Source organism: Enterobacter sp. CGMCC 5087, assembly GCF_003144775.1.
Lineage (GTDB): Bacteria > Pseudomonadota > Gammaproteobacteria > Enterobacterales > Enterobacteriaceae > Enterobacter > Enterobacter cloacae_M.
The window spans coordinates 48,031-72,480 of record NZ_QFXN01000243.1; the positions used below are offsets into that span (position 1 = coordinate 48,031).

Here is a 24,450-nt window from a genome sequence, read left to right on the forward strand (position 1 = left end):
CCAACTTGTGACTGTTGTTAGGCGGCCTCCGGGCCGCCATTTTTTTATTCGCGTTTCAGCCGCTTCGAGTTGCACAGCCAGAGGGTGATCACCAGCAGCAGGATCGCCGCCGAGTAGATCAGCACGTCGAGCGGGGATTTATGATCGACGATGATCAGCCGCACTATCGCAGTGATCCCAATGTAGACAAAATAACGCAGCGGGAAGTGAAAGCCGGACTGAAAGTACTTCACAATCAGGGCGATAAATTCAAAGTAGAGAAAGTAGACCACCAGGCCTTCCACCAGCGCATATTTGCTGGTTTGTTCAGGGGCGAACAGTACATCCGCAAGATGCACCGTCTCTTTACCCAAAAAGACGACCAGTATCAGGCCAAGGCTCAACAGACCGAGGTTCAGCACGGTCTGGAGGATAGTTGAGATAAACTCAACGCGCGGGCGAGTCAGGGATGTCATACAGCACCTCATTCTCCAGGGCGAGGTTCCTGTATAACGCAAAAATGTGACGGGGATCTATATTTTTTAATTATGTTTTATGTAGGAAGAAAACCGATGGAGCGTAAACAAACCGGGGTTCGCAACGTGACCTGTGGCGACAATGTGATCGTATATGAGCCTGCTAACCTTTACGACTGTGTGCTGGGCAACGGCGTATTCGTCGGCCCGTTTGTTGAAATCCAGGGCAATACGCGCATCGGTGACGACTGCAAAATCCAGTCGCACACCTTCATCTGCGAGTATGTCACTATTGGTCAGCGTTGCTTTGTTGGCCATGGCGTGATGTTTGCCAACGATATGTTTCGGGAGGGGAAACCGAACGCCGACCGTGAGAGCTGGGGCCATATTACCGTGGGGAATGATGTTTCGATAGGCAGTGGAGCGACCATTCTGGCGGTATCCATCTGCGACGGTGCGGTGATTGGTGCAGGGAGCGTGGTAACAAAATCGATCGTCGAGAAAGGTGTCTATGCCGGGAACCCGGCGAGGCTACTACGCCGCTTGTGATTCGCCCGGTGGCGCTGCGCTTACCGGGCCTACAAAATAGCAGGCCGGGCAAACGCGGTGCCGCCCGGCGTGAAGCATCAGCGGAAGTTAATGTTCTTATCGCTCGTCATATCATACAGCTGGAACTTACGTCCAAGCTGCTGACCCCCGTCACGCGTCAGCGGCGTCCAGCCAATCGCCGCGCGGCTGCGGGTTGGGCCTGACGAGAACAGATCCAGCGGAATCGACACGTAGACCCCTTTAGTGAAGTCCCCTTCCCCGTATTCGTCCGGCGAGACGTTGGTGATGGTGGCGTAGCCGCCCACCACGACGCCGCTGTCGAAGTGTTTAGAGATATCGAGCGTGCCGCCCTTATCGCCCGCCAGGTACTGACCGACGCTGGCTTTCACCAGCACGTCAGGGGCGAACGACGGCGTCCAGTAGGCGGTCAGATGGCCCGTTTTGACGCTGTAGTCGGTGAACTTCATCATGTCCTGCGCGCTGCGCCAGTCACGCTGCTTGACGTAGTTGGCATCCACCCCGAACGCCCAGTTGCTGTCGACAGGACGATAAAGCACTTCCGCCCCCGCGCCGCCGTACATGGTTTCCAGATACCCGCCGTACACCTGGCCGTAGAAGCCGTTGCCGAAGTACTGGAAGTAGTTGGCCTGCAGGTTATTCACGTAAGCATCGTTCTGCACGTACTCACGCACGCGGGTACGCACGCGCGGCAGCGTCGAGTCTTTTGGCGGGTTGGTGTAGTTGAATTTGTCGTAGTTGTTGGCGATGTTGCCGAACAGGCTGCCGGTGGTCAGCAGGTGGTCGGTGAGCCACAGATCCGCTGTTGCCATCACGCCCAACTGATACATGTAGAAGTTTTCAGGCCCGCCGACGGACTGGTTCAGCACTGGATCAATATGGAAATCGAAGCGCGATTTGTCGATATACCAGCCCTGCTCGGTGGTTTCCGGCACGATCGGCTCTACGCGTTTTTGCACCAGCTCGGTCTCATGCCCGAGCGGCTCGCCTTCCAGATGGCGCTTGAGACTGGCAACGTCCGTTTCGGTTGTGACCTGCGGCAGGTTGAGACGGTTTTCCGTCACGCGGATCGTGCGGATCCCCTCCGGCAGATCGTTCATAACGATCCGGTTGGCGCGTTCGATCCCTTCCCGTGAGTCGCGGTATTTTACCTGCTCGCCGGTGACGTAAAGCGTGTCGCCCTTGGTCTGAATCTTCGGATCCGCCAGGCCGGCATTGTATTTCAGCAGCGTCAGCTGGTTTGCCACCACTGAGTGCTGCAGAATCGCATCCTGTGGCTCCGGCCGGTATGCAGGGCGCGCGTTATCATTGTAGTGCGGCCGCATGTCGTTAAAGTTGGTGCGCAGCGTGAAGCCAAACATCACCGTATTGCCGCGCTCGTAGCTGAGGTTAACGTCGGCCCAGTCGGTGACGCGATAAATGGCGCCGACGTTAAACTTGCTCTTCTGCTCAATCTTCCCGGCGAAGTCCTGCGAGTAGTCATTCCCTTCATATTCCAGCTTCAGGCGTAATGGCTGCCAGGGCGTTTGATACTCTACGCCGCCAAACAGCGATGCCGGGCCGTGGAACATCTGATCCCCGTTGATGGAACCGGCTTTTTTGTAGCTGTTATCGCGATAGCAATATTTGTCGCTGTAGGAGCAAAACGGGTTTTTCACGTTACCGCTGGTGCCGAGATAGCCCCATCCCAGGCCGAGCGAAAAGTCGAACGGGCCCCAGGCTTTGCTGGCCACGATGTATTCCGCATCAAACAGACCGGTACCACCGATATCTTTGGCGCCCACGGACACCTGCGGCATCCAGTAGCTCTCTTCCCACAGGCGCAGCTTGACGTCGAAGGCTTTATCTTTGTAGGTCTGATCGCCGGAGAACGCCTCAACGCTGCTGTATTGTTTCGTACGCACGTCGGTATAGCGCAGCGTGGTTTCAAGCCACGGGAACAGCTGTACCGAGGCGGAGTAGTAGCGATACTGGTCGTTATCACGGTAGTTAAGGCTAATTTCCCCTTCGCGCGCCATACGCGCGGTGGGCGTTTGCAGTAAACCGACGCCGCCGAAGTCTGACTGAGACGGGCCAATGGGTGCCGGATACGTTTCTGCATGGCAGGCGGCGCTTACGCAGAGCGCCAGCATGCTGTAGAGATAGGTTTTTTTCATTATTCCGGTATCCGCTGAATCAGGGAGTGAAGGATATCGGCGTTAAGCCCGTCATACGCCTTCGTCCAGAAATGGTCGGCAAAACCGACAAAAATGATGCTGCCCGGCATAGGTTCGATGTGCCGTTTATTCCAGTAAGCGACGGGGGCTTTCTGCGTGTGCCCGTCAGGGTAAACCACCCAGGCGTAGCTGTTATCAGCACCGCTCAGCAGGCTCTGCTCGTCGAGGTAGCTCGCCACGTCGCGACCGGGCGTAAAGGGCTTTTTACCCGGGCTGCTGATAAGCCCCATCATGGTCACCGTCGTCGGCTTTTCCGGCAGCCAGAGCGTATATTCCCCTTCAAGCGTGGGGTTGCCCTTTTCCGTGACGCGCACTTCATCGGGATCAAGATTCACGTTCTGACGGCCCGTCACCTTCAGCGCCTGCAGCTGCTGGCGAACGCTGTTAATCGCCGCCGCGTCGTCGCCATCTTCCTGTTCCGCTAACCCCGTCAGCCTGGCAAGGAGCGCCTTGTGCTGTTGTTCCGCTTCAGCGGTCTTCTGACGTTCAGCGATCACTGCCCCCGGCCACCAGTTGTTGGCGAGCCTTGGCTGTCCGACGAGATCGAGCAGATGCTCAGCGTGGGTTAAGGTTTTGGGTTTTTCACTGTCCGGCGTGTAGACCTTCACAGTCCCTGCGGACCATGCCAGCGGCGCTGCAAAACTGGCGATAAGCGCAACGTGGATGAGCGTTTTCATGATTTCGCCGCCTTGATCAGGGTGGTTTTCACCGGGAAGAATCCGGCACCGAGATACTGCAGGGACTGGCGGATCTGCCCTTCCTCGTCGATCCAGAAGCGGTTGTGCCAGGTGGCCTGGTCGGTGGTGACTTCTTCATCCAGCACGCGAACCTGCGTTTCGTCGCTGCCAACTTTCACGCTGTCCGTGCCGTCCCAGCGGAAGGTCGAGCGTGCCGTGACGTAACGCACCTGCTTGTGCTCGGTCCAGCCCATCGTGCGCGTCCAGCTCGCGCCGTCGGCGATCTGGTTCGGCTTGATCAGCGGATCGGCAGCAATATTATTCACCTCCAGCAGGTTGTCGCCGCCCAACAGGGTTTTCACGATACGACCATGCTGTGTCACGATGGTGGCCTGATCCTGCGTCACCCATTTCTGCTGCCCGTTTTCATCGAAAGCGAGCACCACAAACAGCTGCGGGCCATCGTTTAGCTGCATGTACTGACTGGCATAGGGCATGTTTTGAAGTTCGTCATCGGTCAGATGCACGCCCGGCGTGCCGAACATGCTTTCCCACAGTGAATTTCCCAGCCCTTTAGTGGTGGCCGAGCACGCCTGCAGCAGCAGGCAAATCAGAATGATTGCAGGTCGCTTCACGACTCTTCTCCGAAGGGGCGAAATAACCACACCGAAGTGTGGTTATGATTAAAACACCCGCTATTACTGGGTGCTGGTTGTCGTGGTGGTCGTGGTTCCGGTATTGGAGCCATCACCGCCACCGGTTGCCGCCAGCGCGACACCCACGGCTGAACTTACGGTGCTGGCGCTGGCTGCGGTAGAACTTCCCGCAGACGCAGACGTCGCAGCCGAACCTGCCGCTTCCCCGACCTGAACCGGAGCTGCATAGACAGATGTCGCCGCAAGCGCAGATATGGCAAAAATGCCATACAGTACTTTCTTCATAACAATTTCCCTTCAATGAATGAATGGAGATTTGCCCGAAAAGAATTTCAGGCGGAATCGAGTATACACAACTAGTGCCGTGGGTTTGCCGTAAGGGGAAATAGGGAGAGGGTTTTCGGACTAATGGTTAAAATGGAAATGAAAGGCAAATGACATAAATATATAATAGATATAAATCAATAATTTATAATATATCTATATTAATGGACTACTACGTATTTTCTTAAAATAAACCGCAGCAATTAACGGGTTAAGCGTCTTTTTCGGATTAAACTCAGATTCAGAATTTGAGTTAACTAACAGACATCAGGAATTATCCGATAAAAAAATGCCGGCATTAAGCCGGCACGTTTTCATGACGTTTTAATTACGCGCGCCATGCTTTATAACGGTTGATCAAACCATTTGTCGAACTGTCATGGCTGGCAATCGCTTTATCGTCACCCAGCTCTGGCAGAATACGGTTTGCCAGCTGTTTGCCCAGTTCAACGCCCCACTGGTCAAAGGTGAAGATGTTCAGGATGGCGCCCTGCGTGAAGATCTTGTGCTCGTACAGGGCAATCAGCGCGCCCAGGCTGAACGGCGTGATTTCACGCAGCAGGATGGAGTTGGTTGGACGGTTGCCTTCGAACACTTTGAACGGCACAACGTGGTCCAGGGTTGCCGGATCTTTACCCTGGTCACGGTATTCCTGTTCAACCACTTCGCGGGATTTACCGAACGCCAGCGCTTCGGTCTGCGCAAAGAAGTTCGACAGCAGCTTCGGATGGTGGTCGGACAGCGGGTTATGGGTGATAGCCGGGGCGATGAAATCGCACGGTACCATTTTGGTGCCCTGGTGGATCAGCTGGTAGAAGGCATGCTGACCGTTGGTGCCCGGCTCGCCCCAGATGATTGGGCCAGTCTGGTAATCCACCGCGTTGCCGTTACGGTCAACGTATTTACCGTTGGATTCCATGTTGCCCTGCTGGAAGTAGGCTGCAAAGCGGTGCATGTACTGGTCGTACGGCAGGATCGCTTCGGTTTCAGCGCCGAAGAAGTTGTTGTACCAGATACCGATCAGCGCCAGCAGCACCGGCAGGTTTTTCTCTGGTGCGGTCGTGGAGAAGTGTTTATCCATCGCGTGCGCGCCGGAGAGCAGCTCAACGAAGTTGTCGAAGCCCACGGACAGGATGATGGACAGACCGATCGCAGACCACAGGGAGTAGCGGCCGCCGACCCAGTCCCAGAACTCGAACATGTTCGCGGTATCAATGCCGAACTCGCTGACCGCTTTGCCGTTGGTAGACAGCGCCGCGAAGTGTTTCGCCACGTGCTTGTTGTCGCCTGCGGTTTTCAGGAACCAGTCGCGCGCGCTGTGGGCGTTGGTCATGGTTTCCTGAGTGGTGAAGGTTTTGGACGCAACCAGGAACAGGGTAGTTTCCGGGTTCACGTTCTTCAGCACTTCGGCGATGTGGGTGCCATCGACGTTAGACACAAAGTGCATATTGAGGTGGTTTTTATACGGGCGCAGCGCTTCGGTCACCATGAACGGGCCGAGGTCAGAACCGCCGATACCGATGTTCACCACGTCGGTGATCGCTTTGCCGGTGTAGCCTTTCCAGCTACCGGAGATGATCGCTTCGGAGAAGGTTTTCATCTTTTCCAGCACCGCGTTCACTTCCGGCATGACGTCTTTGCCGTCAACGATGATTGGCGTATTGCTACGGTTACGCAGGGCCACGTGCAGCACGGCACGGTCTTCGGTACGGTTGATCTTCTCGCCGGAGAACATGGATTTGATGGCGTCGGCAAGCTCAGTTTCTTTCGCCAGATCCTGCAGCTTTGCCAGCGTCTCTTCGGTAATGCGGTTTTTGGAGAAATCCACCAGCATCAGGTCGTCGAAGGTCGCGGAGAACTTAGAGAAACGATCGGCATCCTTCGCGAACAGATCCGCGATGGTGACGTCTTTCATTTCATCAAAATGTTTCTGGAGTGCCTGCCAGGCAGCGGTCTGCGTTGGGTTGATGTTTTTCATTAGCAATACTCTTCTGATTTGAGAATTGTGACTGCGGTCGATTGTAGCGCCTGCAAATAAAAATTGTGATGGTTTTTATGCCATTGCCCTGGCCTGCATCAAACACAGGTGAAAAGACCCGAAAAGTATAGCTGCTGACGGAGCCTCCTGGGGCGGCGAAATGTCGGTCAAAAAGCCCTAAAACGGAGCATAAAATCTGGCGCTGTTATAAGTCCTGTTTCTCAGGGGTACCCCCCCATAAAAAATCCGCATAATCCCAGCATTGACAGGACCTCCCCCGCATTTTATTTATAGGGCCGTATTTTGCGCCTGCACCTGTTTTCGTTTCACTCTTGTGCCAAGGTCGCTTATTCATTCCCTGACACGAGGTTGTTATGACGAGTTTTGTGGTCGCCAAATTTGGCGGCACCAGTGTGGCCGATTACGATGCCATGAACCGCAGCGCCGATGTGGTGCTGGCCGATCCGAATACCCGCCTGGTGGTGCTGTCTGCATCCGCCGGCGTGACGAACCTGCTGGTTTCTCTGTCTGAAGGACTGGAAGCGACAGAACGTTTCGTGAAGCTGGATGCACTGCGCAAAATTCAGTTCGACATCCTTGAGCGTCTGCAGAACCCGAACGTCATCCGCGAGGAAGTGGAGCGTCTGCTGGAAAATATCACCACTCTGGCAGAAGCGGCTTCTCTGGCCACTTCCACCGCCCTGACCGACGAACTGGTCAGCCACGGCGAGCTGATGTCCACCCTGCTGTTTGTCGAAATCATGCGCGAGCGTAACGTTCAGGCGCAGTGGTTTGACGTGCGTAAAGTGATGCGTACCAGCGATCGCTTTGGTCGTGCCGAGCCGGACGTTGAGGCGCTGGCGGAGCTGACCAATCAGCAGCTGGCACCACGCTTGGCAGACGGTATCGTGATTACCCAGGGCTTTATCGGCAGTGAAGCGAAAGGCCGCACCACCACGCTTGGCCGCGGCGGCAGCGACTACACCGCCGCGCTGCTGGGCGAAGCCCTGCATGCAACGCGCGTGGATATCTGGACTGACGTTCCGGGCATTTACACTACCGACCCGCGCGTCGTTTCCGCGGCTAAACGTATTGATGTAATCGCCTTTGAAGAAGCGGCGGAAATGGCCACCTTCGGCGCAAAAGTGCTGCACCCGGCAACGCTGCTGCCGGCAGTGCGCAGCGATATTCCGGTCTTCGTGGGTTCCAGCAAAGATCCGAAAGCGGGCGGGACGCTGGTCTGCAAGAAAACGGAAAACCCACCGCTGTTCCGCGCCCTGGCGCTGCGTCGTCGCCAGACGCTGGTGACGCTCCACAGCCACAATATGCTGCATTCCCGCGGTTTCCTGGCGGAAGTGTTTGGCATTCTGGCGCGCCATAATATCTCGGTGGATCTGATCACCACCTCTGAAGTGAGCATTGCGCTAACGCTGGACACCACCGGCTCGACCTCCACCGGCGACACGCTGCTGACGCAGTCGCTGCTGATTGAGCTGTCTGAGCTGTGCCGCGTGGAAGTAGAAGAAAACCTGGCGCTGGTTGCCATCATCGGCAACAAGCTGTCGCGCGCCTGCGGCGTAGGTAAAGATGTGTTCGGCGTGCTCGACCCGTTCAGCATCCGCATGATCTGCTACGGCGCATCCAGCTACAACCTCTGCTTCCTGGTGCCTGCCGATCAGGCCGAGCAGGTCGTGCAGAAACTTCATCAGAATTTGTTTGAATAAAATTCGTTAGCACGATAAACAATACCTATAAGCCGGGCACAGACCCGGCTTTTTCATAACTAAACAACACGACAATACTGCAAGGAATCCACTATGTTATCCGCCGTTACGCGGCTGTTCCCGTTATGGGCGCTGCTGCTCTCCGTACTCGCGTATTACACCCCCGCTACGTTCACGGGCATTGGTCCGTGGGTCGCCACGCTGCTGATGCTGATCATGTTCGGTATGGGCGTGCATCTGAAAATCGACGACTTTAAACGCGTGCTGTCCCGCCCTGCGCCCGTCGCGGCAGGGATCTTCCTGCACTACCTGGTGATGCCGCTTGCGGCGTGGCTGCTGGCGATGGCCTTTAAGATGCCGCCCGATCTCTCCGCCGGGATGGTGCTGGTGGGCAGCGTGGCCAGCGGCACGGCGTCCAACGTAATGATCTACCTGGCGAAAGGCGACGTGGCGCTCTCCGTCACGATCTCGTCCGTTTCGACGCTGGTGGGCGTCGTTGCCACACCGCTGTTAACCCGCCTGTACGTGGACGCGCATATTCAGGTGGACGTGATGGGCATGCTGCTCAGCATTCTGCAGATTGTGGTGATCCCGATTGCGCTGGGGCTGGTCATTCACCATCTTTTCCCGCGCGTGGTGAAGGCCGTTGAGCCGTACCTGCCCGCGTTTTCGATGGTCTGCATTCTGGCGATCATCAGCGCCGTGGTGGCGGGTTCCGCATCGCACATTGCCTCCGTGGGCTTTGTGGTGATCATCGCCGTGGTGCTGCATAACACGATTGGCCTGCTGGGCGGCTACTGGGGTGGGAAGCTGTTCGGTTTTGACGAATCTACCTGCCGCACGCTGGCAATCGAGGTAGGCATGCAGAACTCCGGCCTGGCGGCGGCGCTCGGTAAAATCTACTTCTCCCCGCTGGCGGCCCTGCCTGGCGCGCTGTTCTCCGTCTGGCATAACCTCTCCGGCTCGCTGCTGGCAGGCTACTGGTCAGGCAAACCGATTGATGAACAAACGAAAAAAGATGCGGTGAAGCAGGGTTAATTTGCGCGGCTTGCTTTACACTGAAGCCTCTCTATCAGGAGGCTTCAGCAATGGCTACACCACGTTTGACCCAGAAAGACATGACGGAAGCCGAGCAGCGCGAACTGAAAACGCTTCTCGACCGCGCCCGTATCGCCCATGGCCGCACGCTGACGAACGCCGAAACCAATCAGGTGAAAAAAGAGTACATCGATAAGCTGATGACGCAGCGTGACGCCGCGGCGAAAAAAGCCCGCAAGCTGAAAAAAGAGCAGGCTTATAAACCCGATGCAGAGGCGACCTTTTCCTGGTCGGCCACAACGTCTACACGTGGAAGGCGCTAATCAGCGCCCTTTCTTTTTGCGTCCCGGCTGGGTAAAGCGTTTTCCATTACCCGGCTTGCCTCGCCCCTTATCTTCCGCCTGCGGCGCCTTCACCACCGGGCGCTTAATCGCCTGGGTTTTCGGTTTTGCTTTGGCCTTCGGCTTCGCTTCGGACGAGGAATTCTCGATAAGCTTGAAGAGTTCAATCAGCTCGTCATCCGTTAAATCGCGCCACTCGCCCAGCGGGATGCCTGACAGGCTGACGTTCATGATGCGCGTGCGTTCCAGCTTCGTCACTTCATAACCGAAGTGCTCGCACATACGGCGGATCTGGCGGTTCAGGCCCTGAACCAGCGTAATGCGGAACGCGAACGGCGCTTCTTTTTTGACCTTACACTTCTTCGTGACGGTGCCGAGGATCGGCACACCGGCGCCCATGCCGCGAATAAATTCGTCCGTGACCGGCTTATTCACCGTCACAATGTACTCTTTCTCGTGGTCGTTACCGGCACGCAGAATTTTGTTGACCAGATCGCCGTGGTTGGTGAGGAAAATCAGCCCCTGAGAGTCTTTATCCAGACGGCCAATCGGGAAGATACGGCTGCTGTGGTTCACGAAATCAACAATGTTGTCCCGCTCACCGTCTTCCGTGGTGCTGACAATCCCAACCGGTTTGTTCAACGCGATAAACACCAGGTCTTCAGCATCACGCGGTTCGATGACCTGACCATTCACTTTAACCACATCGCCAGGCACCACCTGGTCGCCGATGGTGGCGCGTTTGCCGTTAAGAAAAACGTTACCTTGTTCAATGTAACGGTCAGCCTCGCGACGTGAGCAGATCCCGCTCTCGCTAATGTATTTGTTTAATCGGGTTGATTGAGTTGGCAGCATAGTTTCTCCTGTGAAGGGCGAAATATACCTTAGGTATGGGCCGAAAAAAAAGATTAGCTGACGGTAACTGAAGCGGGTTTTTTAGTTTGCGAGACGCTTTCAGGATTTAGCGTCAGGCCATTTATCCTTGAGCTAACTCCTTTTAGCTTTACTCTCCAGAGACAACTATTTGTAGTTTATAAACTACATGGAGTAATATGAAGGAGATAGTTCAGACAGAATCCTTCCAACGCTGGGAGCAAAACTTAAAAGATCGTCGAGCGAAGACCATTATCGCTTCCCGCCTCTTTCGGTTGGCAAATGGTTTAGCGGGCGACATTAAACCCGTTGGGGAAGGTATAAGTGAGCTGAGGATCCACTATGGTCCGGGCTACAGAATCTATTTTAAAGACCTGGGCAATTGCATCATCGTGCTGTTGTGTGGTGGTGACAAAAGCAGCCATGCCAGAGACATACTTATGGCAAAAATGCTGAGCAATGTATCCCAATGGCAGGAGTGAATGAGCATGCATAAGTTAACATCCTACGATCCAGCAAACGCGCTGGTGGATGATGAGGAAATCGCCGTGTTTATGGCTGATGCCTTAGAAACGGGCGACTCAGCGTATATTGCTAAAGCGCTGGGCGTCATCGCGCGCGCGAAAGGAATGTCGACCATTTCACAGCAAACTGGCCTATCACGAGAGCAACTGTATCGATCGTTCAGTGATAAAGGAAACCCAACGCTTAAAACCACTCTGGCGGTTATGAAAGCATTGGGTCTTGGGCTAACAATTAAACACGCCGGAGATTAATACTCGTCCCGCTCGTCGTCTTCATCCGGCTGTTCCATCACGCTGTACGCCACCGCGCAGAACAACGAGTTGAGACGCTTCATATCCCCCAGCAGCCCCAGATGCAGGGAGCTGGTCTCGATACTCTGCACGTTCTGCTGATGCAGACGCTCAACGTGGGCATGCGAGTAGCGGCGGTTCAGAATACGGAAACGATGCTTGTTGCGACGCAGGCGGCGCGCGCTCGGCACGTCGCTGGAGAAGAAGACCAGCATCGCCAGCTTGAGGTTGCTGACCAGCTGTTCGTGCAGCGCTTCCAGCTCCTTCAGGCCTTCACCTGAAAACGCACGACGCGCGGCAAGGGATTTGTCGGCGATCTCGCTGCCCATACGCTCCACGATATCCGAGGCCTGCTCAAGGTTAAGCGACATCTCGATAATTTCCGCCCAGCGGCGGGACTCCTCCTCCGCCAGCTCGTCCTGCGGCATACGCGCCAGGTAAAGCTTAATGGCGGTATAGAGCACGTTGATATCGTCCGCCAGTCTGCGCAGTTCTTTCTCTTCACGCGGCTCGCCGTGCATCACCTTTTGCAGGCCTTCCAGCATGGTTTCCATTGCGTCGCCCATGCGCAGCGTCTCGCGCGCGGCGTTCGCCAGCGCCAGCGCCGGGGTATCCAGTGCGGAGGTATCCAGGTGCTTCGGTTTCAGGCGCGCATCCAGCTCCGGTTCGTCCTGAATGAGGCGTTCGCAGAAGCGGGCCATCGGCGCGGCAAACGGCACCATCGCCAGGCAGCGCACCAGGTTGTAGAACACGTGGAAATAGATCACCAGCTCCGCCTTCGGCAGCGGTAGGTTGTCCATCAGGTTCGCCAGCGGGTGAACGAACGGCAGAATAATCAGGCTGCCCACCAGCTTAAACAGCAGGCTGCCGAGGGCCACGCGGCGGGCTGCGGCGTTGGCCGCGCTGTTATTGAGCATCGCCAGCAGGCCGGAGCCGAGGTTGGCCCCGATCACCAGACACAGCGCCACCGGGAAGGAGATCGCCCCTGTGGCGGTTAAGGTCGCCGTCAGAAGAACCGCTGCCAGGCTGGAGTAGCTGACGATGGCAAACACCGCGCCAATCAGAGCATCCAGCATAATGTCCCCGGTCAGGGAAGCGAAGATGACCTGCACGCCGTTGGCCTCGGTGATTGGCGTGACCGCCTGCACAATCAGCTCCAGCGCCAGCAGGATCAGCCCCAGGCCTATCCCTACGCGCCCGAGCTGTCCGGCGCGCGTCTGCTTGCGGCCGAGGAAGAAGATAACGCCGATAAAAATCAGCAGCGGCGATAGCCAGGAGAGATCGAAGGTCAGGATACGCGCCATCAGCGCGGTACCTACATCCGCCCCCAGCACAATCACCAGCGCCGGGGCCAGCGCCACCAGATCCTGCGCCACAAAGGAGGTGACAAGCAGGGTCGTGGCGTTACTGCTCTGAACCAGCGCCGTTACGCCAATGCCCGCGCAGAAGGCGAGCGGCTTCTTCTCAACGCTGCTGCTGAGAACGGTACGCAAGCGCGCGCCAAATACACGCATCACGCCGGTACGGACGATATGGGTGCCCCATACGAGCAGTGCGACTGCAGAAAGCAGGTGTAACAACGTCAGCACGGAAGTTTTTCCTCCTTATCGTTATTCGTTTTCCATAGGTTCAGTATAAGGGTTTAAACGTAAGAAAGAGACAGGGCGCCCAATGAGCGCCCTGTTTGTTGTAAGGAAAAGTGATTTTAGTCGGCGTCGTAGCCAAGATTAGGCGCCAGCCAGCGCTCCACTTCAGACACGCTCATCCCTTTGCGCAGGGCGTAATCTTCAATCTGATCCCGCTGCAGCTGCGCCACGGCAAAGTACTTGCTGTCTGGATGGCTGAAGTACCAGCCTGAGACGGACGCGCCTGGCCACATGGCGAACGACTCGGTGAGCTTCATGCCGGTATGGGCTTCCACATCCAGCAGCTTCCAGATGGTGCCTTTTTCGGTGTGCTCCGGACAGGCCGGATAGCCCGGCGCCGGGCGAATCCCCTGGTAGTTTTCGCGGATCAGATCCTCATTGCTAAGGTTTTCATTCGCCGCGTAGCCCCAGTGCACCTTACGTACGCGCTCGTGGAGATACTCGGCAAATGCTTCTGCCAGGCGGTCGGCAATCGCTTTCACCATGATTTTATTGTAATCATCGTGCTGCGCTTCGAACGCGTCCGCCAGCGCGTCTTCTTCCAGACCGCCGGTCACCGCAAAGGCGCCGATATAGTCGGCTTTACCACTCAGCTTCGGCGCGACGAAATCGGCCAGGCAGTAGTTGGCAAAGCCCACTTTCTCCGTTTGCTGGCGCAGATGGCGGCTGACCGCCAGCACGTGGGTGCGGGTTTCATCGCGATAAATTTCGATGTCGTCGCCCACGCGGTTCGCCGGGAACAGGCCCACCACGCCGCGCGGGTTGAGGCTTTTCTCTGCGCTCAGCGTGTCGAGCATGTCGTTGGCATCTTTAAACAGGCGCTTCGCCTCCTCGCCGACCACCTCATCTTCCAGGATGCGCGGATATTTACCCGCCAGCGACCAGGTCATAAAGAACGGCGTCCAGTCGATGTAGTTACGCAGCGTCTCGATGCTGGCCGTCACGTCCTGCACGCCCAGACGGTGTGCCACCGGTGGCGTGTAGCTGGACCAGTCGAAGGCCAGATCGTTGTCGCGCGCCGCCTGAAGCGAAACAGGCGGGGTGCGCGGCTTCTTACGGCCGTGCTGGATGCGAACGGTTTCGTACTCTTTGCGGGTGCGCGCCACAAAATCGTCGCGCTGGGTGTCGGAGAGCAGCGCGGAGACCACGCCCACGGTGCGCGAGGCGTTCTGCACGTAGACCGTCGGGCCGCTGTAGTTCTGCTCGATTTTCACCGCCGTGTGCGCTTTTGAGGTGGTCGCCCCGCCAATCAATAACGGAATGGTGAAGCCCTGTCGCTCCATCTCTTTTGCCACGTTGACCATTTCGTCGAGCGACGGCGTAATCAGGCCGGAGAGGCCAATCAGGTCTGCGTTCACTTCGCGCGCGGTCTTGAGGATTTTGTCCGCCGGGACCATCACGCCGAGGTCGATAATTTCGTAGTTATTACACTGCAGCACTACGCCGACGATGTTCTTGCCGATGTCGTGCACGTCGCCCTTCACGGTGGCGATAACCATCTTGCCGTTGCTGGAGCCTTTCTCTTTGCTGGCTTCGATGTAGGGCTCAAGATACGCCACCGCCTGCTTCATCACGCGGGCGGATTTCACCACCTGCGGCAGGAACATTTTGCCCTCACCGAACAGATCGCCGACCACGTTCATGCCGTCCATCAGCGGGCCTTCGATCACCTCAATCGGGCGATCTGCCTGCTGGCGCGCCTCTTCGGTATCGAGCTCGATAAATTCGGTGATGCCTTTGACCAGCGAGTATTCCAGACGCTTTTTCACGTCCCAGGAACGCCACTCGGCCTGCTGAACGTTTGCCGCCTCATCCGATTTACTGCCGCGGTATTTCTCCGCCAGGTCCAGCATGCGCTCGGTGGCGTCGTCGCGGCGGTTAAGGATTACGTCCTCTACGGCGTCGCGCAGCTCGGCAGGGAGGTCGTCATAAATCGCCAGCTGGCCGGCGTTAACGATCCCCATGTCCATGCCGTTGCGGATGGCGTAGTAGAGGAACACGGCGTGAATCGCTTCGCGCACCGGGTCGTTACCGCGGAACGAGAACGACACGTTCGATACGCCGCCGGAGATCAGCGCGTGCGGCAGCTCGCGCTTGATGTCCTCACATGCCCCGATAAAGTCCTGGGCATAGTTGTTGTGCTCTTCAATCCCGGTCGCGACGGCGAATATATTCGGGTCAAAGATAATGTCTTCCGGCGGGAAGCCCACCTCTTCGGTCAAAATCTTGTACGCGCGGCGGCAAATCTCAATTTTACGCTCGCGGGTATCCGCCTGGCCCACTTCGTCAAAGGCCATCACCACCACGGCGGCACCGTAGCGGCGGACCATCTTCGCGTGGTGGATAAAGATATCAACGCCCTCTTTCATCGAGATAGAGTTGACGATGCCTTTACCCTGGATGCACTTCAGCCCTTTTTCGATGACTTCCCACTTGGAGGAGTCAATCATGATCGGCACGCGGGCAATGTCCGGCTCACCGGCAATCAGGTTGAGGAAACGCACCATCGCCGCTTCGGCGTCGAGCATCCCCTCATCCATGTTGATATCGATAATCTGCGCGCCGCTTTCCACCTGCTGGCGGGCAACGTCCAGCGCTTCGCTGTATTTCTCTTCTTTGATCAGTCGCTTGAACTTTGCGGAACCGGTGACGTTAGTACGCTCACCCACGTTCACAAACAGGCTGTCGTCGCCGATGGACAACGGCTCAAGGCCGGACAGACGACAGGCAACCGGAAGCTCGGGCAGCTTGCGCGGCGGCAGCCCGGCGACGGCGTTGCTCATGGCCGCGATGTGCTCCGGCGTGGTGCCGCAGCAGCCGCCGACGATGTTCAGGAAGCCAGACTCGGCCCACTCGCGGATTTGCGCCGCCATGGTGTCGGCATCGAGATCGTATTCACCGAACGCGTTCGGCAGACCGGCGTTCGGGTGGGCGGTGACGTAGCACTCCGCGATACGGGAAAGCTCCTGCACGTACTGGCGCAGTTCATCCGGCCCCAGCGCGCAGTTAAGGCCAAAGGAGAGCGCTTCGGCGTGACGCAGGGAGTTATAAAACGCTTCGGTTGTCTGACCGGACAGGGTACGGCCGGAGGCGTCGGTGATGGTGCCGGAAATCATGATCGGCAGGTCAACGCCCAGCGCCTCGAACTCCTCTCTCACCGCGTAAATGGCGGCTTTGGCATTGAGAGTGTCGAATACGGTTTCAATCAGGATCAGATCGGAACCGCCTTCCACCAGCGCTCTGGTCGATTCGCGGTAGGCGGCCACCAGCTGGTCAAAGGTGATATTACGAAACGCCGGGTCGTTGACGTCCGGCGAAATCGACGCGGTGCGGTTCGTCGGGCCAAGCACCCCGGCAACGTAGCGAGGCTTGTCCGGCGTGCGGGCCGTCCACTCGTCGGCGCAGGCGCGCGCCAGCTTCGCGGCTTCCAGGTTGATTTCCGCCGACAGGGATTCCATCTGGTAATCCGCCATGGCGATGGTTGTCGAGTTAAAGGTGTTGGCCTCAACGATATCCGCACCCGCTTCGAAGTAGGCGTTGTGGATATCCTTAATGACGGACGGCTTGCTGAGCACCAGCAGATCGTTGTTCCCTTTCAGGTCGCAGGGCCAGTCTGCGAAGCGCTCGCCGCGGAAATCGTCTTCACTCAGACGATAGCCCTGGATCATGGTGCCCATGCCGCCGTCCAGCACCAGAATTCGTTCATTTAACTGCGCACGCAGTTGCTCTACTTTGCTGCTCACACTTGCTCCCGACAACGCTCAACAAGGCCAAAAGGCTGCGTTCCATACTGGCACAATCTCGCAGGGTGGAAAAGCCGCACAGCGGTAACATGAGACATGTTCACCATCACTCCTCCGATCAGTCAGGATAACGGTTGCAAATCCACCAAATAAAACGAAAATGATTTCCACGATACAGAAAAAGGAGATCGTCATGGTCGCGACCGTTCCCGCTAAACGCGGCAGAAAACCTGCCGCCACCGCCGCCGCCGCACAACAGGGCGGACAGGTTCAATCGCTCACGCGCGGTTTGAAGCTGCTGGAGTGGATAGCCGAGTCGCACGGCAGCGTGGCCCTGACGGAGCTGGCCCAGCAGGCTGGCCTGCCGAACTCCACGACGCATCGCCTGCTGACCACCATGCAGCAGCTGGGCTTTGTCCGCCAGGTCGGCGAGCTGGGGCACTGGGCGGTGGGCGCGCATGCGTTTATCGTCGGCAGCAGCTTCCTGCAGAGCCGCAACCTGCTGGCGATTGTGCACCCGATTCTGCGCAAGCTGATGGAGGAGTCCGGCGAGACGGTCAACCTGGCGGTGCTGGACCAAAGCGACCATCAGGCGATTATCATCGACCAGGTTCAGTGCACGCAGCTGATGCGTATGTCCGCACCGATTGGCGGCAAGCTGCCGATGCATGCCTCCGGGGCGGGGAAAGCGTTTCTCTCGCAGCTGAGCGAAGAGCAGGTGACGGGACTGCTGCACCGTAAAGGTCTGCACGCCTATACCCACGCCACGCTGGTGTCGCCCGTGCATCTGAAAGAAGATCTGGCCCTGACCCGCAAGCGCGGCTATTCGTTTGATGATGAAGAACATGCCCTGGGCCTGCGCTGCCTGGCGGCCTGTATTTTCGACGAGCACCGCGAGCCGTTTGCCGCCATCTCCATCTCCGGGCCGATTTCGCGGATGACCGACGACCGCGTGACCGAGCTGGGTGCGCTGGTGATTAAGGCGGCGAAAGAGGTGACGCTGGCGTATGGTGGGATTCGTTAAGTTGGGTTCCGGCGGATATTCGAACCGTAGGCCCGGTAAGCGCAGCACCACCGGGCGATGGGGTTGCACTGCAGCCTGATGCCCTCACCCCGGCCCTCTCCCACAGGGAGAGGGAGAAAACATGATGCCCTCACCCTGCGAGAGAGGGTGCAAACATGATGTCCTCATCCTGCGAGAGAAGGTGCAAACATGATGTCCTCATCCTGCGAGAGAAGGTGCAAACCTAATGCAAAACCTCTGCTTGCGGCGGTAAGCGTACACATCTTCGACATGCCCGTTTTTGATCCGCGTTTGCAGTCCGCGCCAGTAGCTGGCGCGGAACAGATCCTCATGCATTTCTTCGAATAGCGGCCCGATGCGCGGGTCGGCGCACAGCCAGTGGCGAAACTCCTCCGGAAACACATCGCCCGGCGAGACGCTGTACCACGGCTCACCGGAAAGCTCATCTTCCGGGTAGCGGGGCTGTGGTATATCGCGGAAATTCACTTCGGTCATGTAGCAAATTTCGTCGTAATCGTAGAACACCACCCGCCCGTGACGGGTGACGCCGAAGTTTTTAAACAGCATGTCGCCCGGGAAAATATTGGCGGCAGCAAGCTGGCGAATCGCGTTGCCGTATTCTTCAATGGCATCCCGCAGCGACTGACCTTCGGACTGCTCAAGCCAGATATTCAGCGGCACCATGCGGCGCTCAATGTAGAGATGGCTAATCACGATTTTATCACCAAGATCGGTGATTTTCGCAGGCGCTTCCTGCATTAACAGCGCCATGAGCGCCGGGTCGATCTGCTGTTTATCCAGCACAAAGTTTTCGAACTCCTGGGTATCCGCCATGCGCCCGACGCGGTCGTGCTCTTTGACCAGCTGATAGCAGGCGCGAACGTGCGCGGCGGTCATCTCTTTCTGCGGCGCGAATCTGTCTTTAATCACCTTAAAGACCCGGTCGAAACCCGGCAGCGTAAAGACCAGCATCACCATGCCGCGAATGCCGGGCGCTTCGATAAACTGCTCATCGGCCGCGGTGACATAGCGCAGGTACTCCCGGTAGCTTTCCGTTTTGGCGTGCTTCTGGCAGCCAATGGCCATATACAGCTCGGCGGTGGTTTTGCCCGGCAGGATCTCTCGCAGCCACTCTACCAGCGCGGCAGGCAGCGGGGCGTACACCATGAAATAGGAGCGGGCGAAGCCAAACACGATGCTGGCCTCGGCGCCGGTGGTCAGGCAGGTATCGACAAACAGTTCCCCGTCGTCGGTACGGTGAATGGGCAGCAGAAACGGCACAATGGCGGTCGGCGTAACCAGCTTGCCGACCAGCCAGGCGGCTTTATTGCGGTAGAAAAGCTCGTTGGCCACCTGCAAATGGCTATGGCTAAGGACCTCCGCGCCGAAGGTTTCGTTGAGATGCGCGTGGATATAGCCGATATCCCGGGTTTTATTCTGCCAGGGCAGGCGCAGCGGCAGATCCGTTAGCACGCGGTGCAGGAGTTTTTCCCATCCGCGATCGGGAAAGAAATCTTTCGCCAGCGGACGGGGAATGGTTCGAAAGCGCCGCTCGGGCTGGGAGCTGAAGATAAATAACCGCTCAGGAGATAGTGAGCGGTGGTCAAATAACCGGCAATAGACGGAATTGAAAAAGCTCTCCGCAATCTCGAAGCGCGGGTAATCGGGTAACAAATGGGTGTAGTGCTCCTTCACGCGCAGTAAAAATTCCGCGTCCGGGCTTTTACCGTCGGTAATACAGCGCAGCTGCTCCACCACCAGACCCACGTGGTGGTCATAGAGATGGATACGCTGCTTCATGGCCTGCTGAACCGCATGCCAGTCTGCATGTTCGAAGCGCTGCTGCGCGCCGGATGTCACTTCAAGAAAACGACCATACTGGGCATCGAAGCCCTGCAAAATAGTTTGGGCAATCAGCAATTCCAGGCCACGCGACATATATTCCCCCTCACCCCAACCCTCTCCCCGAGAGGGGAGAGGGGGAAAAGTTTAGAACTGTGCTTCTTCCGTTGAACCCGTTAAGGCGGTGACGGAGGAGGTGCCGCCCTGAATAATCGTGGTCACATTGTCAAAGTAGCCGGTTCCCACCTCCTGCTGGTGAGACACGAAGGTGTAGCCGTCTTTGCCCGCGGCAAACTCCGGCTGCTGCACCTTCTCAACGTAGTGCTTCATGCCCTCACCCTGCGCATAGGCGTGCGCCAGGTCGAACATGTTGAACCACATGCTGTGGATACCGGCCAGGGTAATGAACTGGTATTTGTAGCCCATGTCGGACAGCTGCTGCTGGAAGCTGGCGATGGTTTTGTCATCCAGCTTTTTCTGCCAGTTGAAGGACGGCGAGCAGTTGTAGGCCAGCAGCTTGCCCGGGTATTTCGCGTGGATGGCGTCGGCAAAGCGTTTTGCCAGCGCCAGATCAGGCGTGGAGGTTTCACACCAGACCAGGTCCGCGTAAGGCGCGTACGCCAGGCCGCGGCTGATCGCCTGTTCAATGCCGGCATGGGTGCGGTAGAAACCTTCGCTGGTGCGCTCGCCGGTGATGAATTCGCTGTCGTACGGGTCGCAGTCAGAGGTGATCAGGTCCGCCGCGTCCGCATCGGTACGGGCAATCACCAGCGTCGGCACGCCGAGCACGTCAGCAGCCAGACGCGCGGCAACCAGCTTCTGTACGGCTTCCTGTGTAGGAACCAGCACCTTACCGCCCATGTGTCCGCATTTTTTCACTGACGCCAGCTGGTCTTCGAAGTGAACGGCCGCTGCACCGGCCTCAATCATCGATTTCATCAGCTCGAAGGCGTTCAGCACGCCGCCGAAGCCCGCTTCCGCATCCGCGACGATCGGCAGGAAGTAGTCAGTAAAGCGCGGATCGCCAGGTTCGATACCAGCAGCCCACTGGATCTGATCCGCACGGCGGAAGGTGTTGTTGATCCGATCCACCACCGACGGCACGGAGTTAGCCGGATAGAGCGACTGATCCGGGTACATGCTGGAGGCCAGGTTGGCGTCCGCCGCGACCTGCCAGCCGGAAAGATAGATAGCTTCAATACCGGCCTTCGCCTGCTGCAGCGCCTGACCGCCGGTCAGCGCGCCGAGGCTGTTGATATAGCCTTTTTTAGAGCCACCGTGCAGCAGCTTCCACATTTTCGCCGCACCGTTCTGTGCCAGCGTGCATTCCGGATTGACCGAGCCGCGTAATTTCACCACTTCCTCCGCGCTGTAAGGACGGCGGATGCCTTCCCAGCGAGGTTGTGTCCACTCTTTCTTCAATTCTTCGATTTGTTGGGTACGGGTTTTCATGTGCAGATGCTCCATATTGTTATGTGGTGGATTACGCCAGGAAGCGGTAGCCCGGCAGGGTCAGGAAGTCGATTAAGTCATCTGATGTGGTGATTTGCTCCATCAGGCGCGCAGCGTCGTCAAAACGTCCGCTGCTGAAGCGGTGTTCGCCCAGCTCGTCCTGGATCACCCGCATCTCTTCGGCCAGCATCTGGCGGAACAGAGATTTGGTCACCGGCTTGCCGTTGCTGAGCGTTTTTTGATGGTGGATCCACTGCCAGATGGAGGTACGTGAGATCTCCGCCGTCGCGGCATCTTCCATCAGGCCGTAGATAGGTACGCAGCCGTTGCCGGAGATCCACGCTTCGATGTACTGGACCGCGACGCGGATATTGGCACGCATGCCCTCTTCCGTACGCTCGCCCGCGCACGGAGCCAGCAGCTGTTCTTCAGCCGTTGGGGCATCGTCTTCGCGCGTGACAAACAGCTGGTTTTTGTTGTCGCCGAGAACGCGGTTAAAGACCTCCATCGCCGTATCGGCCAGGCCGGGATGGGCAATCCACGTGCCGTCGTGACCGTTACGGGCTTCAAGCTCTTTATCGGCCTTCACCTTGTTGAGCACCTGATTGTTTCGCTCTGCGTCTTTGCTCGGGATAAAAGCCGCCATGCCGCCCATCGCAAAGGCACCGCGCTTGTGGCAGGTTTTGATCAGCAGGCGCGAGTAGGCGCTCAGGAACGGTTTACCCATGGTCACGACCTGGCGATCCGGCAGTACGCGATCGGGATAGTTTTTCAGGGTTTTGATGTAGCTGAAAATATAGTCCCAGCGTCCGCAGTTCAGGCCGACAATGTGGTCGCTCAGGGCGTGCAGAATTTCATTCATCTGGAACACGGCAGGCAGCGTTTCAATCAGCAGCGTGGCTTTGATGGTACCGCGCGGCAGGTTGAAACGATCCTCCGCGTAGCTGAAGACCTCGCTCCACCAGGCCGCTTCCTGCCAGGCCTGCGTTTTTGGCAGATAGAAATAAGGGCCACTGCCTTTTGCCAGCAGGTTCTTGTAGTTGTGGAAGAAATAAAGCGCGAAATCAAACAGGCTGCCCGGAATGGCTTCCCCACGCCAGGTGACATGTTTTTCAGGCAGATGCAGGCCGCGTACGCGACAGATCAGCACCGCCGGGTTCGGTTTGAGCTGGTAAATTTTGCCGGCTTCGTTGGTATAGCTGATGGTGCCGTTCACGGCGTCGCGCAGGTTGATCTGCCCCTCGATGACCTTACGCCAGTCCGGCGCCAGTGAGTCTTCAAAATCGGCCATAAAGACTTTAACGTTGGCGTTCATTGCGTTGATCACCATTTTGCGCTCTACCGGACCGGTGATCTCAACGCGACGATCCTGTAAATCTTCAGGGATGCCGCGGATTTTCCACTCACCACGACGAATGGAAGCGGTTTCCGAAATGAAGCCAGGCAACTTGCCATCGTCAATTTCCTGCTGCTGATGAATGCGTGCCGCCAGCAGCTTATTGCGCTGCGGCGTAAAGCGGGTCACCAGTTCAGTCAGAAACTCTACCGCTTCCGCCGTCAAAACCCGCTGTTCTTGCTCGCCATACGGCTGGGTAAAGGCCAGTTCATCGACCGTCGTTGCCTGTTGAGTCATTACTCTACTCCTCATCAAAGATCCAAAATCACGCCCCCGATGCGAACGAAAGATCGTTGTGTAGTTTTCGCTCAGCAGAATTAAGACTATCTATATTTTTTCTAAAATCAAAAACAATTTCCATTTTAATTGTTAGTTGCAATTAATTATCTGATTTTACTGGGATTAAAGTTTTATTGAATGGTGAGTGACATTTCGGAAATAAAAAAGGCACCCGAAGGTGCCTGATTTGAATAGCTGAAACGCTTTAGGATCGTTTAGTGCAGAAGATTACTCCAGCGTCGGATTCATGTGACGCAGATCGTATGGCGTTATTTGATAGACGTAATAGTTGAGCCAGTTGGTAAAAAGCAAATTCCCATGGCTGCGCCAGGTTGCTCTCGGTTTGTTTTGCGGGTCGTCTTTCGGGAAATAGTTGTACGGTACATCCGGATTTAGACCCGCTTCGACATCACGGAAATACTCTGACGCAAGGGTATGCGGGTCGTACTCAGGATGCCCGGTCACAAAAGCAATGCGTTTATCCTTGCTGGCAAACAGGTAAGCATCCCCGTCTTCCGTTTCGGCCAGGATCTCCAGATCGGTGTAATCACGAATCAGCTGGGCCGGGAAATCGGCGTAGCGAGAATGCGGGGCCAGGAAAGAGTCATCGAAACCGCGCGTCAGCAAAGCGTGCGGGTGAAGAATGTGGTGTTCGTAGACACCGGAGAGCTTTTCAGTGCGGGTTTGCTTGGGGATGCCATAAAGAATATTCAGCGCGGCTTGTACCGCCCAACAGACAAACAATGTGGAGGTAACGTGATCTTTTGCCCACTCCAGAACCTGTTTGATCTGTGGCCAGTAGGCGACATCGTTAAATTCAACCAGACCGAGCGGCGCACCGGTCACGATCAATCCGTCGAAGTTTTCCCCCTGAATATCATCGAAGTTACAGTAGAAGTTGTTCAGATGCTCAGAAGGCGTGTTACGTGACTCACGGGCATCGATTCGCAGCAGCTGAATATCAACCTGCAGCGGGGAGTTCGACAGAAGACGCAGGAACTGGTTTTCTGTTTCGATCTTTTTTGGCATCAGATTGAGAATAAGCACCTTCAGCGGGCGAATTTCCTGACCTGTCGCACGCGAAGCCGTCATGACGAAAACGTTTTCTTCACGCAAGAAATTGACGGCTGGTAGCTCGTCCTGCACCCGAATCGGCATAACTTAATATCCTCACAGCATACGTATAAACGTTTAGACATCCAGACAGCTAACGATACCGAGAAATGGTTTGAATGTCGAGTCTGCAAGCAGAAGGTGAGAAAGTTTCAAGGAGGGGAGGAGGGAAAAACAAAAGCAAAAAACCCCGCACCTTTCGGTACGGGGTTCTTCTATTTGATGCCTGGCAGTTCCCTACTCTCACATGGGGAGACCCCACACTACCATCGGCGCTACGGCGTTTCACTT

Annotated in this window: 20 protein-coding genes; 7 read left to right on the forward strand and 13 right to left on the reverse strand. The window is 56.7% G+C overall.

The window, feature by feature from the left end; translation table 11 throughout:
* Nucleotides 1–44: 44 nt before the first annotated feature.
* A complete protein-coding gene (gene psiE / locus DEO48_RS21700) occupies nucleotides 45–455 on the reverse strand; it encodes a phosphate-starvation-inducible protein PsiE (RefSeq protein WP_000202963.1) in 411 nt (136 codons plus the stop codon).
* A gap of 96 nt (nucleotides 456–551) precedes the next feature.
* Between psiE and DEO48_RS21705 the strand changes: the two genes are divergently transcribed.
* Nucleotides 552–1,004: an acyltransferase gene (locus tag DEO48_RS21705; protein WP_045355214.1), complete on the forward strand. Its 453-nt coding sequence runs from the start codon at nucleotides 552–554 to the stop codon at nucleotides 1,002–1,004.
* Nucleotides 1,005–1,081: 77 nt separating this feature from the next.
* On the opposite strand, the gene DEO48_RS21710 is transcribed toward DEO48_RS21705, so the two are convergent.
* The 5 genes from DEO48_RS21710 to pgi form a co-directional block, all read right to left on the reverse strand.
* Nucleotides 1,082–3,178, reverse strand: a complete 2,097-nt coding sequence (locus DEO48_RS21710; protein ID WP_045355213.1) for a YjbH domain-containing protein — start codon at nucleotides 3,176–3,178, stop codon at nucleotides 1,082–1,084.
* Nucleotides 3,178–3,915, reverse strand: a complete 738-nt coding sequence (locus DEO48_RS21715) for a capsule biosynthesis GfcC D2 domain-containing protein (protein WP_109846253.1) — start codon at nucleotides 3,913–3,915, stop codon at nucleotides 3,178–3,180. Before DEO48_RS21715 ends, DEO48_RS21710 begins: the two co-directional genes overlap by 1 nt.
* Entirely contained in the window at nucleotides 3,912–4,550 is a 639-nt protein-coding gene (locus DEO48_RS21720; protein ID WP_109846254.1) for a YjbF family lipoprotein, read from the reverse strand. The genes DEO48_RS21715 and DEO48_RS21720 overlap by 4 nt, the downstream gene beginning before the upstream one ends.
* Before the next feature lie 63 nt (nucleotides 4,551–4,613).
* The gene (gene yjbE / locus DEO48_RS21725; protein WP_008503423.1) at nucleotides 4,614–4,856 is read right to left on the reverse strand and encodes an exopolysaccharide production protein YjbE; all 243 of its coding nucleotides are present in this window, start codon (nucleotides 4,854–4,856) and stop codon (nucleotides 4,614–4,616) included.
* A 367-nt stretch (nucleotides 4,857–5,223) separates the two neighbouring features.
* Nucleotides 5,224–6,873: a glucose-6-phosphate isomerase gene (gene pgi / locus DEO48_RS21730; protein ID WP_048977787.1), complete on the reverse strand. Its 1,650-nt coding sequence runs from the start codon at nucleotides 6,871–6,873 to the stop codon at nucleotides 5,224–5,226.
* A gap of 374 nt (nucleotides 6,874–7,247) precedes the next feature.
* Here pgi and lysC point away from each other — a divergent pair, with 374 nt between their 5' ends.
* From lysC to DEO48_RS21745, 3 genes are all read left to right on the forward strand, one after another.
* Nucleotides 7,248–8,597: a lysine-sensitive aspartokinase 3 gene (lysC, locus tag DEO48_RS21735; RefSeq protein ID WP_109846255.1), complete on the forward strand. Its 1,350-nt coding sequence runs from the start codon at nucleotides 7,248–7,250 to the stop codon at nucleotides 8,595–8,597.
* A 93-nt stretch (nucleotides 8,598–8,690) separates the two neighbouring features.
* Entirely contained in the window at nucleotides 8,691–9,635 is a 945-nt protein-coding gene (gene panS / locus DEO48_RS21740; protein ID WP_029740629.1) for a ketopantoate/pantoate/pantothenate transporter PanS, read from the forward strand.
* Between the two features lie 50 nt (nucleotides 9,636–9,685).
* Nucleotides 9,686–9,958: a DUF3811 domain-containing protein gene (locus DEO48_RS21745; protein WP_109846256.1), complete on the forward strand. Its 273-nt coding sequence runs from the start codon at nucleotides 9,686–9,688 to the stop codon at nucleotides 9,956–9,958.
* Here DEO48_RS21745 and rluF read toward each other — a convergent pair whose 3' ends face one another.
* Complete coding sequence (rluF, locus tag DEO48_RS21750; RefSeq protein WP_023309993.1) at nucleotides 9,959–10,831, reverse strand: 23S rRNA pseudouridine(2604) synthase RluF; 873 nt, start codon at nucleotides 10,829–10,831, stop codon at nucleotides 9,959–9,961. It abuts the gene before it with no gap.
* Nucleotides 10,832–11,028: 197 nt separating this feature from the next.
* On the opposite strand from rluF, the gene DEO48_RS21755 reads away from it, so the two are divergent.
* Nucleotides 11,029–11,331 (forward strand): type II toxin-antitoxin system RelE/ParE family toxin, encoded by a 303-nt coding sequence (locus DEO48_RS21755; RefSeq protein WP_109846257.1) that lies wholly within the window; start codon nucleotides 11,029–11,031, stop codon nucleotides 11,329–11,331.
* Nucleotides 11,332–11,337: 6 nt separating this feature from the next.
* Nucleotides 11,338–11,625, forward strand: a complete 288-nt coding sequence (locus tag DEO48_RS21760; RefSeq protein ID WP_045355285.1) for an addiction module antidote protein — start codon at nucleotides 11,338–11,340, stop codon at nucleotides 11,623–11,625.
* On the opposite strand, the gene DEO48_RS21765 is transcribed toward DEO48_RS21760, so the two are convergent.
* Both DEO48_RS21765 and metH read right to left on the reverse strand, forming a co-directional pair.
* Entirely contained in the window at nucleotides 11,622–13,253 is a 1,632-nt protein-coding gene (locus DEO48_RS21765) for a Na/Pi cotransporter family protein (protein WP_023309990.1), read from the reverse strand. The two genes, DEO48_RS21760 and DEO48_RS21765, sit on opposite strands and share 4 nt — an antisense overlap.
* A 116-nt stretch (nucleotides 13,254–13,369) precedes the next feature.
* The gene (gene metH / locus DEO48_RS21770; RefSeq protein WP_109846258.1) at nucleotides 13,370–17,053 is read right to left on the reverse strand and encodes a methionine synthase; all 3,684 of its coding nucleotides are present in this window, start codon (nucleotides 17,051–17,053) and stop codon (nucleotides 13,370–13,372) included.
* Between the two features lie 193 nt (nucleotides 17,054–17,246).
* On the opposite strand from metH, the gene iclR reads away from it, so the two are divergent.
* Nucleotides 17,247–18,077 carry a glyoxylate bypass operon transcriptional repressor IclR gene (iclR, locus tag DEO48_RS21775; protein WP_023309988.1) on the forward strand — a complete coding sequence of 277 codons (831 nt, stop codon included), beginning with the start codon at nucleotides 17,247–17,249 and terminating at the stop codon, nucleotides 18,075–18,077.
* Nucleotides 18,078–18,275: 198 nt separating this feature from the next.
* Here iclR and aceK read toward each other — a convergent pair whose 3' ends face one another.
* The 4 genes from aceK to metA all read right to left on the reverse strand — a co-directional run bounded on the left by aceK (nucleotide 18,276) and on the right by metA (nucleotide 24,204).
* Nucleotides 18,276–20,015 (reverse strand): bifunctional isocitrate dehydrogenase kinase/phosphatase, encoded by a 1,740-nt coding sequence (aceK, locus tag DEO48_RS21780; protein WP_109846259.1) that lies wholly within the window; start codon nucleotides 20,013–20,015, stop codon nucleotides 18,276–18,278.
* Between the two features lie 51 nt (nucleotides 20,016–20,066).
* The gene (aceA, locus tag DEO48_RS21785; RefSeq protein WP_023309986.1) at nucleotides 20,067–21,371 is read right to left on the reverse strand and encodes an isocitrate lyase; all 1,305 of its coding nucleotides are present in this window, start codon (nucleotides 21,369–21,371) and stop codon (nucleotides 20,067–20,069) included.
* A 31-nt stretch (nucleotides 21,372–21,402) separates the two neighbouring features.
* Nucleotides 21,403–23,004 carry a malate synthase A gene (aceB, locus tag DEO48_RS21790; RefSeq protein WP_109846260.1) on the reverse strand — a complete coding sequence of 534 codons (1,602 nt, stop codon included), beginning with the start codon at nucleotides 23,002–23,004 and terminating at the stop codon, nucleotides 21,403–21,405.
* 270 nt (nucleotides 23,005–23,274) lie between these two features.
* Nucleotides 23,275–24,204: a homoserine O-succinyltransferase gene (gene metA / locus DEO48_RS21795; protein ID WP_024906663.1), complete on the reverse strand. Its 930-nt coding sequence runs from the start codon at nucleotides 24,202–24,204 to the stop codon at nucleotides 23,275–23,277.
* Nucleotides 24,205–24,450: the final 246 nt, after the last annotated feature.

Coding starts and splice junctions, on each gene's coding strand:
- psiE (WP_000202963.1), bottom strand. CDS start 455: ATGACATCCCTGACTCGCCCGCGCGTTGAGTTTATCTCAACTATCCTC.
- DEO48_RS21705 (WP_045355214.1), top strand. CDS start 552: ATGGAGCGTAAACAAACCGGGGTTCGCAACGTGACCTGTGGCGACAAT.
- DEO48_RS21710 (WP_045355213.1), bottom strand. CDS start 3,178: ATGAAAAAAACCTATCTCTACAGCATGCTGGCGCTCTGCGTAAGCGCC.
- DEO48_RS21715 (WP_109846253.1), bottom strand. CDS start 3,915: ATGAAAACGCTCATCCACGTTGCGCTTATCGCCAGTTTTGCAGCGCCG.
- yjbE (WP_008503423.1), bottom strand. CDS start 4,856: ATGAAGAAAGTACTGTATGGCATTTTTGCCATATCTGCGCTTGCGGCG.
- pgi (WP_048977787.1), bottom strand. CDS start 6,873: ATGAAAAACATCAACCCAACGCAGACCGCTGCCTGGCAGGCACTCCAG.
- lysC (WP_109846255.1), top strand. CDS start 7,248: ATGACGAGTTTTGTGGTCGCCAAATTTGGCGGCACCAGTGTGGCCGAT.
- panS (WP_029740629.1), top strand. CDS start 8,691: ATGTTATCCGCCGTTACGCGGCTGTTCCCGTTATGGGCGCTGCTGCTC.
- DEO48_RS21745 (WP_109846256.1), top strand. CDS start 9,686: ATGGCTACACCACGTTTGACCCAGAAAGACATGACGGAAGCCGAGCAG.
- rluF (WP_023309993.1), bottom strand. CDS start 10,831: ATGCTGCCAACTCAATCAACCCGATTAAACAAATACATTAGCGAGAGC.
- DEO48_RS21755 (WP_109846257.1), top strand. CDS start 11,029: ATGAAGGAGATAGTTCAGACAGAATCCTTCCAACGCTGGGAGCAAAAC.
- DEO48_RS21760 (WP_045355285.1), top strand. CDS start 11,338: ATGCATAAGTTAACATCCTACGATCCAGCAAACGCGCTGGTGGATGAT.
- iclR (WP_023309988.1), top strand. CDS start 17,247: ATGGTCGCGACCGTTCCCGCTAAACGCGGCAGAAAACCTGCCGCCACC.
- aceK (WP_109846259.1), bottom strand. CDS start 20,015: ATGTCGCGTGGCCTGGAATTGCTGATTGCCCAAACTATTTTGCAGGGC.
- aceA (WP_023309986.1), bottom strand. CDS start 21,371: ATGAAAACCCGTACCCAACAAATCGAAGAATTGAAGAAAGAGTGGACA.
- aceB (WP_109846260.1), bottom strand. CDS start 23,004: ATGACTCAACAGGCAACGACGGTCGATGAACTGGCCTTTACCCAGCCG.
- metA (WP_024906663.1), bottom strand. CDS start 24,204: ATGCCGATTCGGGTGCAGGACGAGCTACCAGCCGTCAATTTCTTGCGT.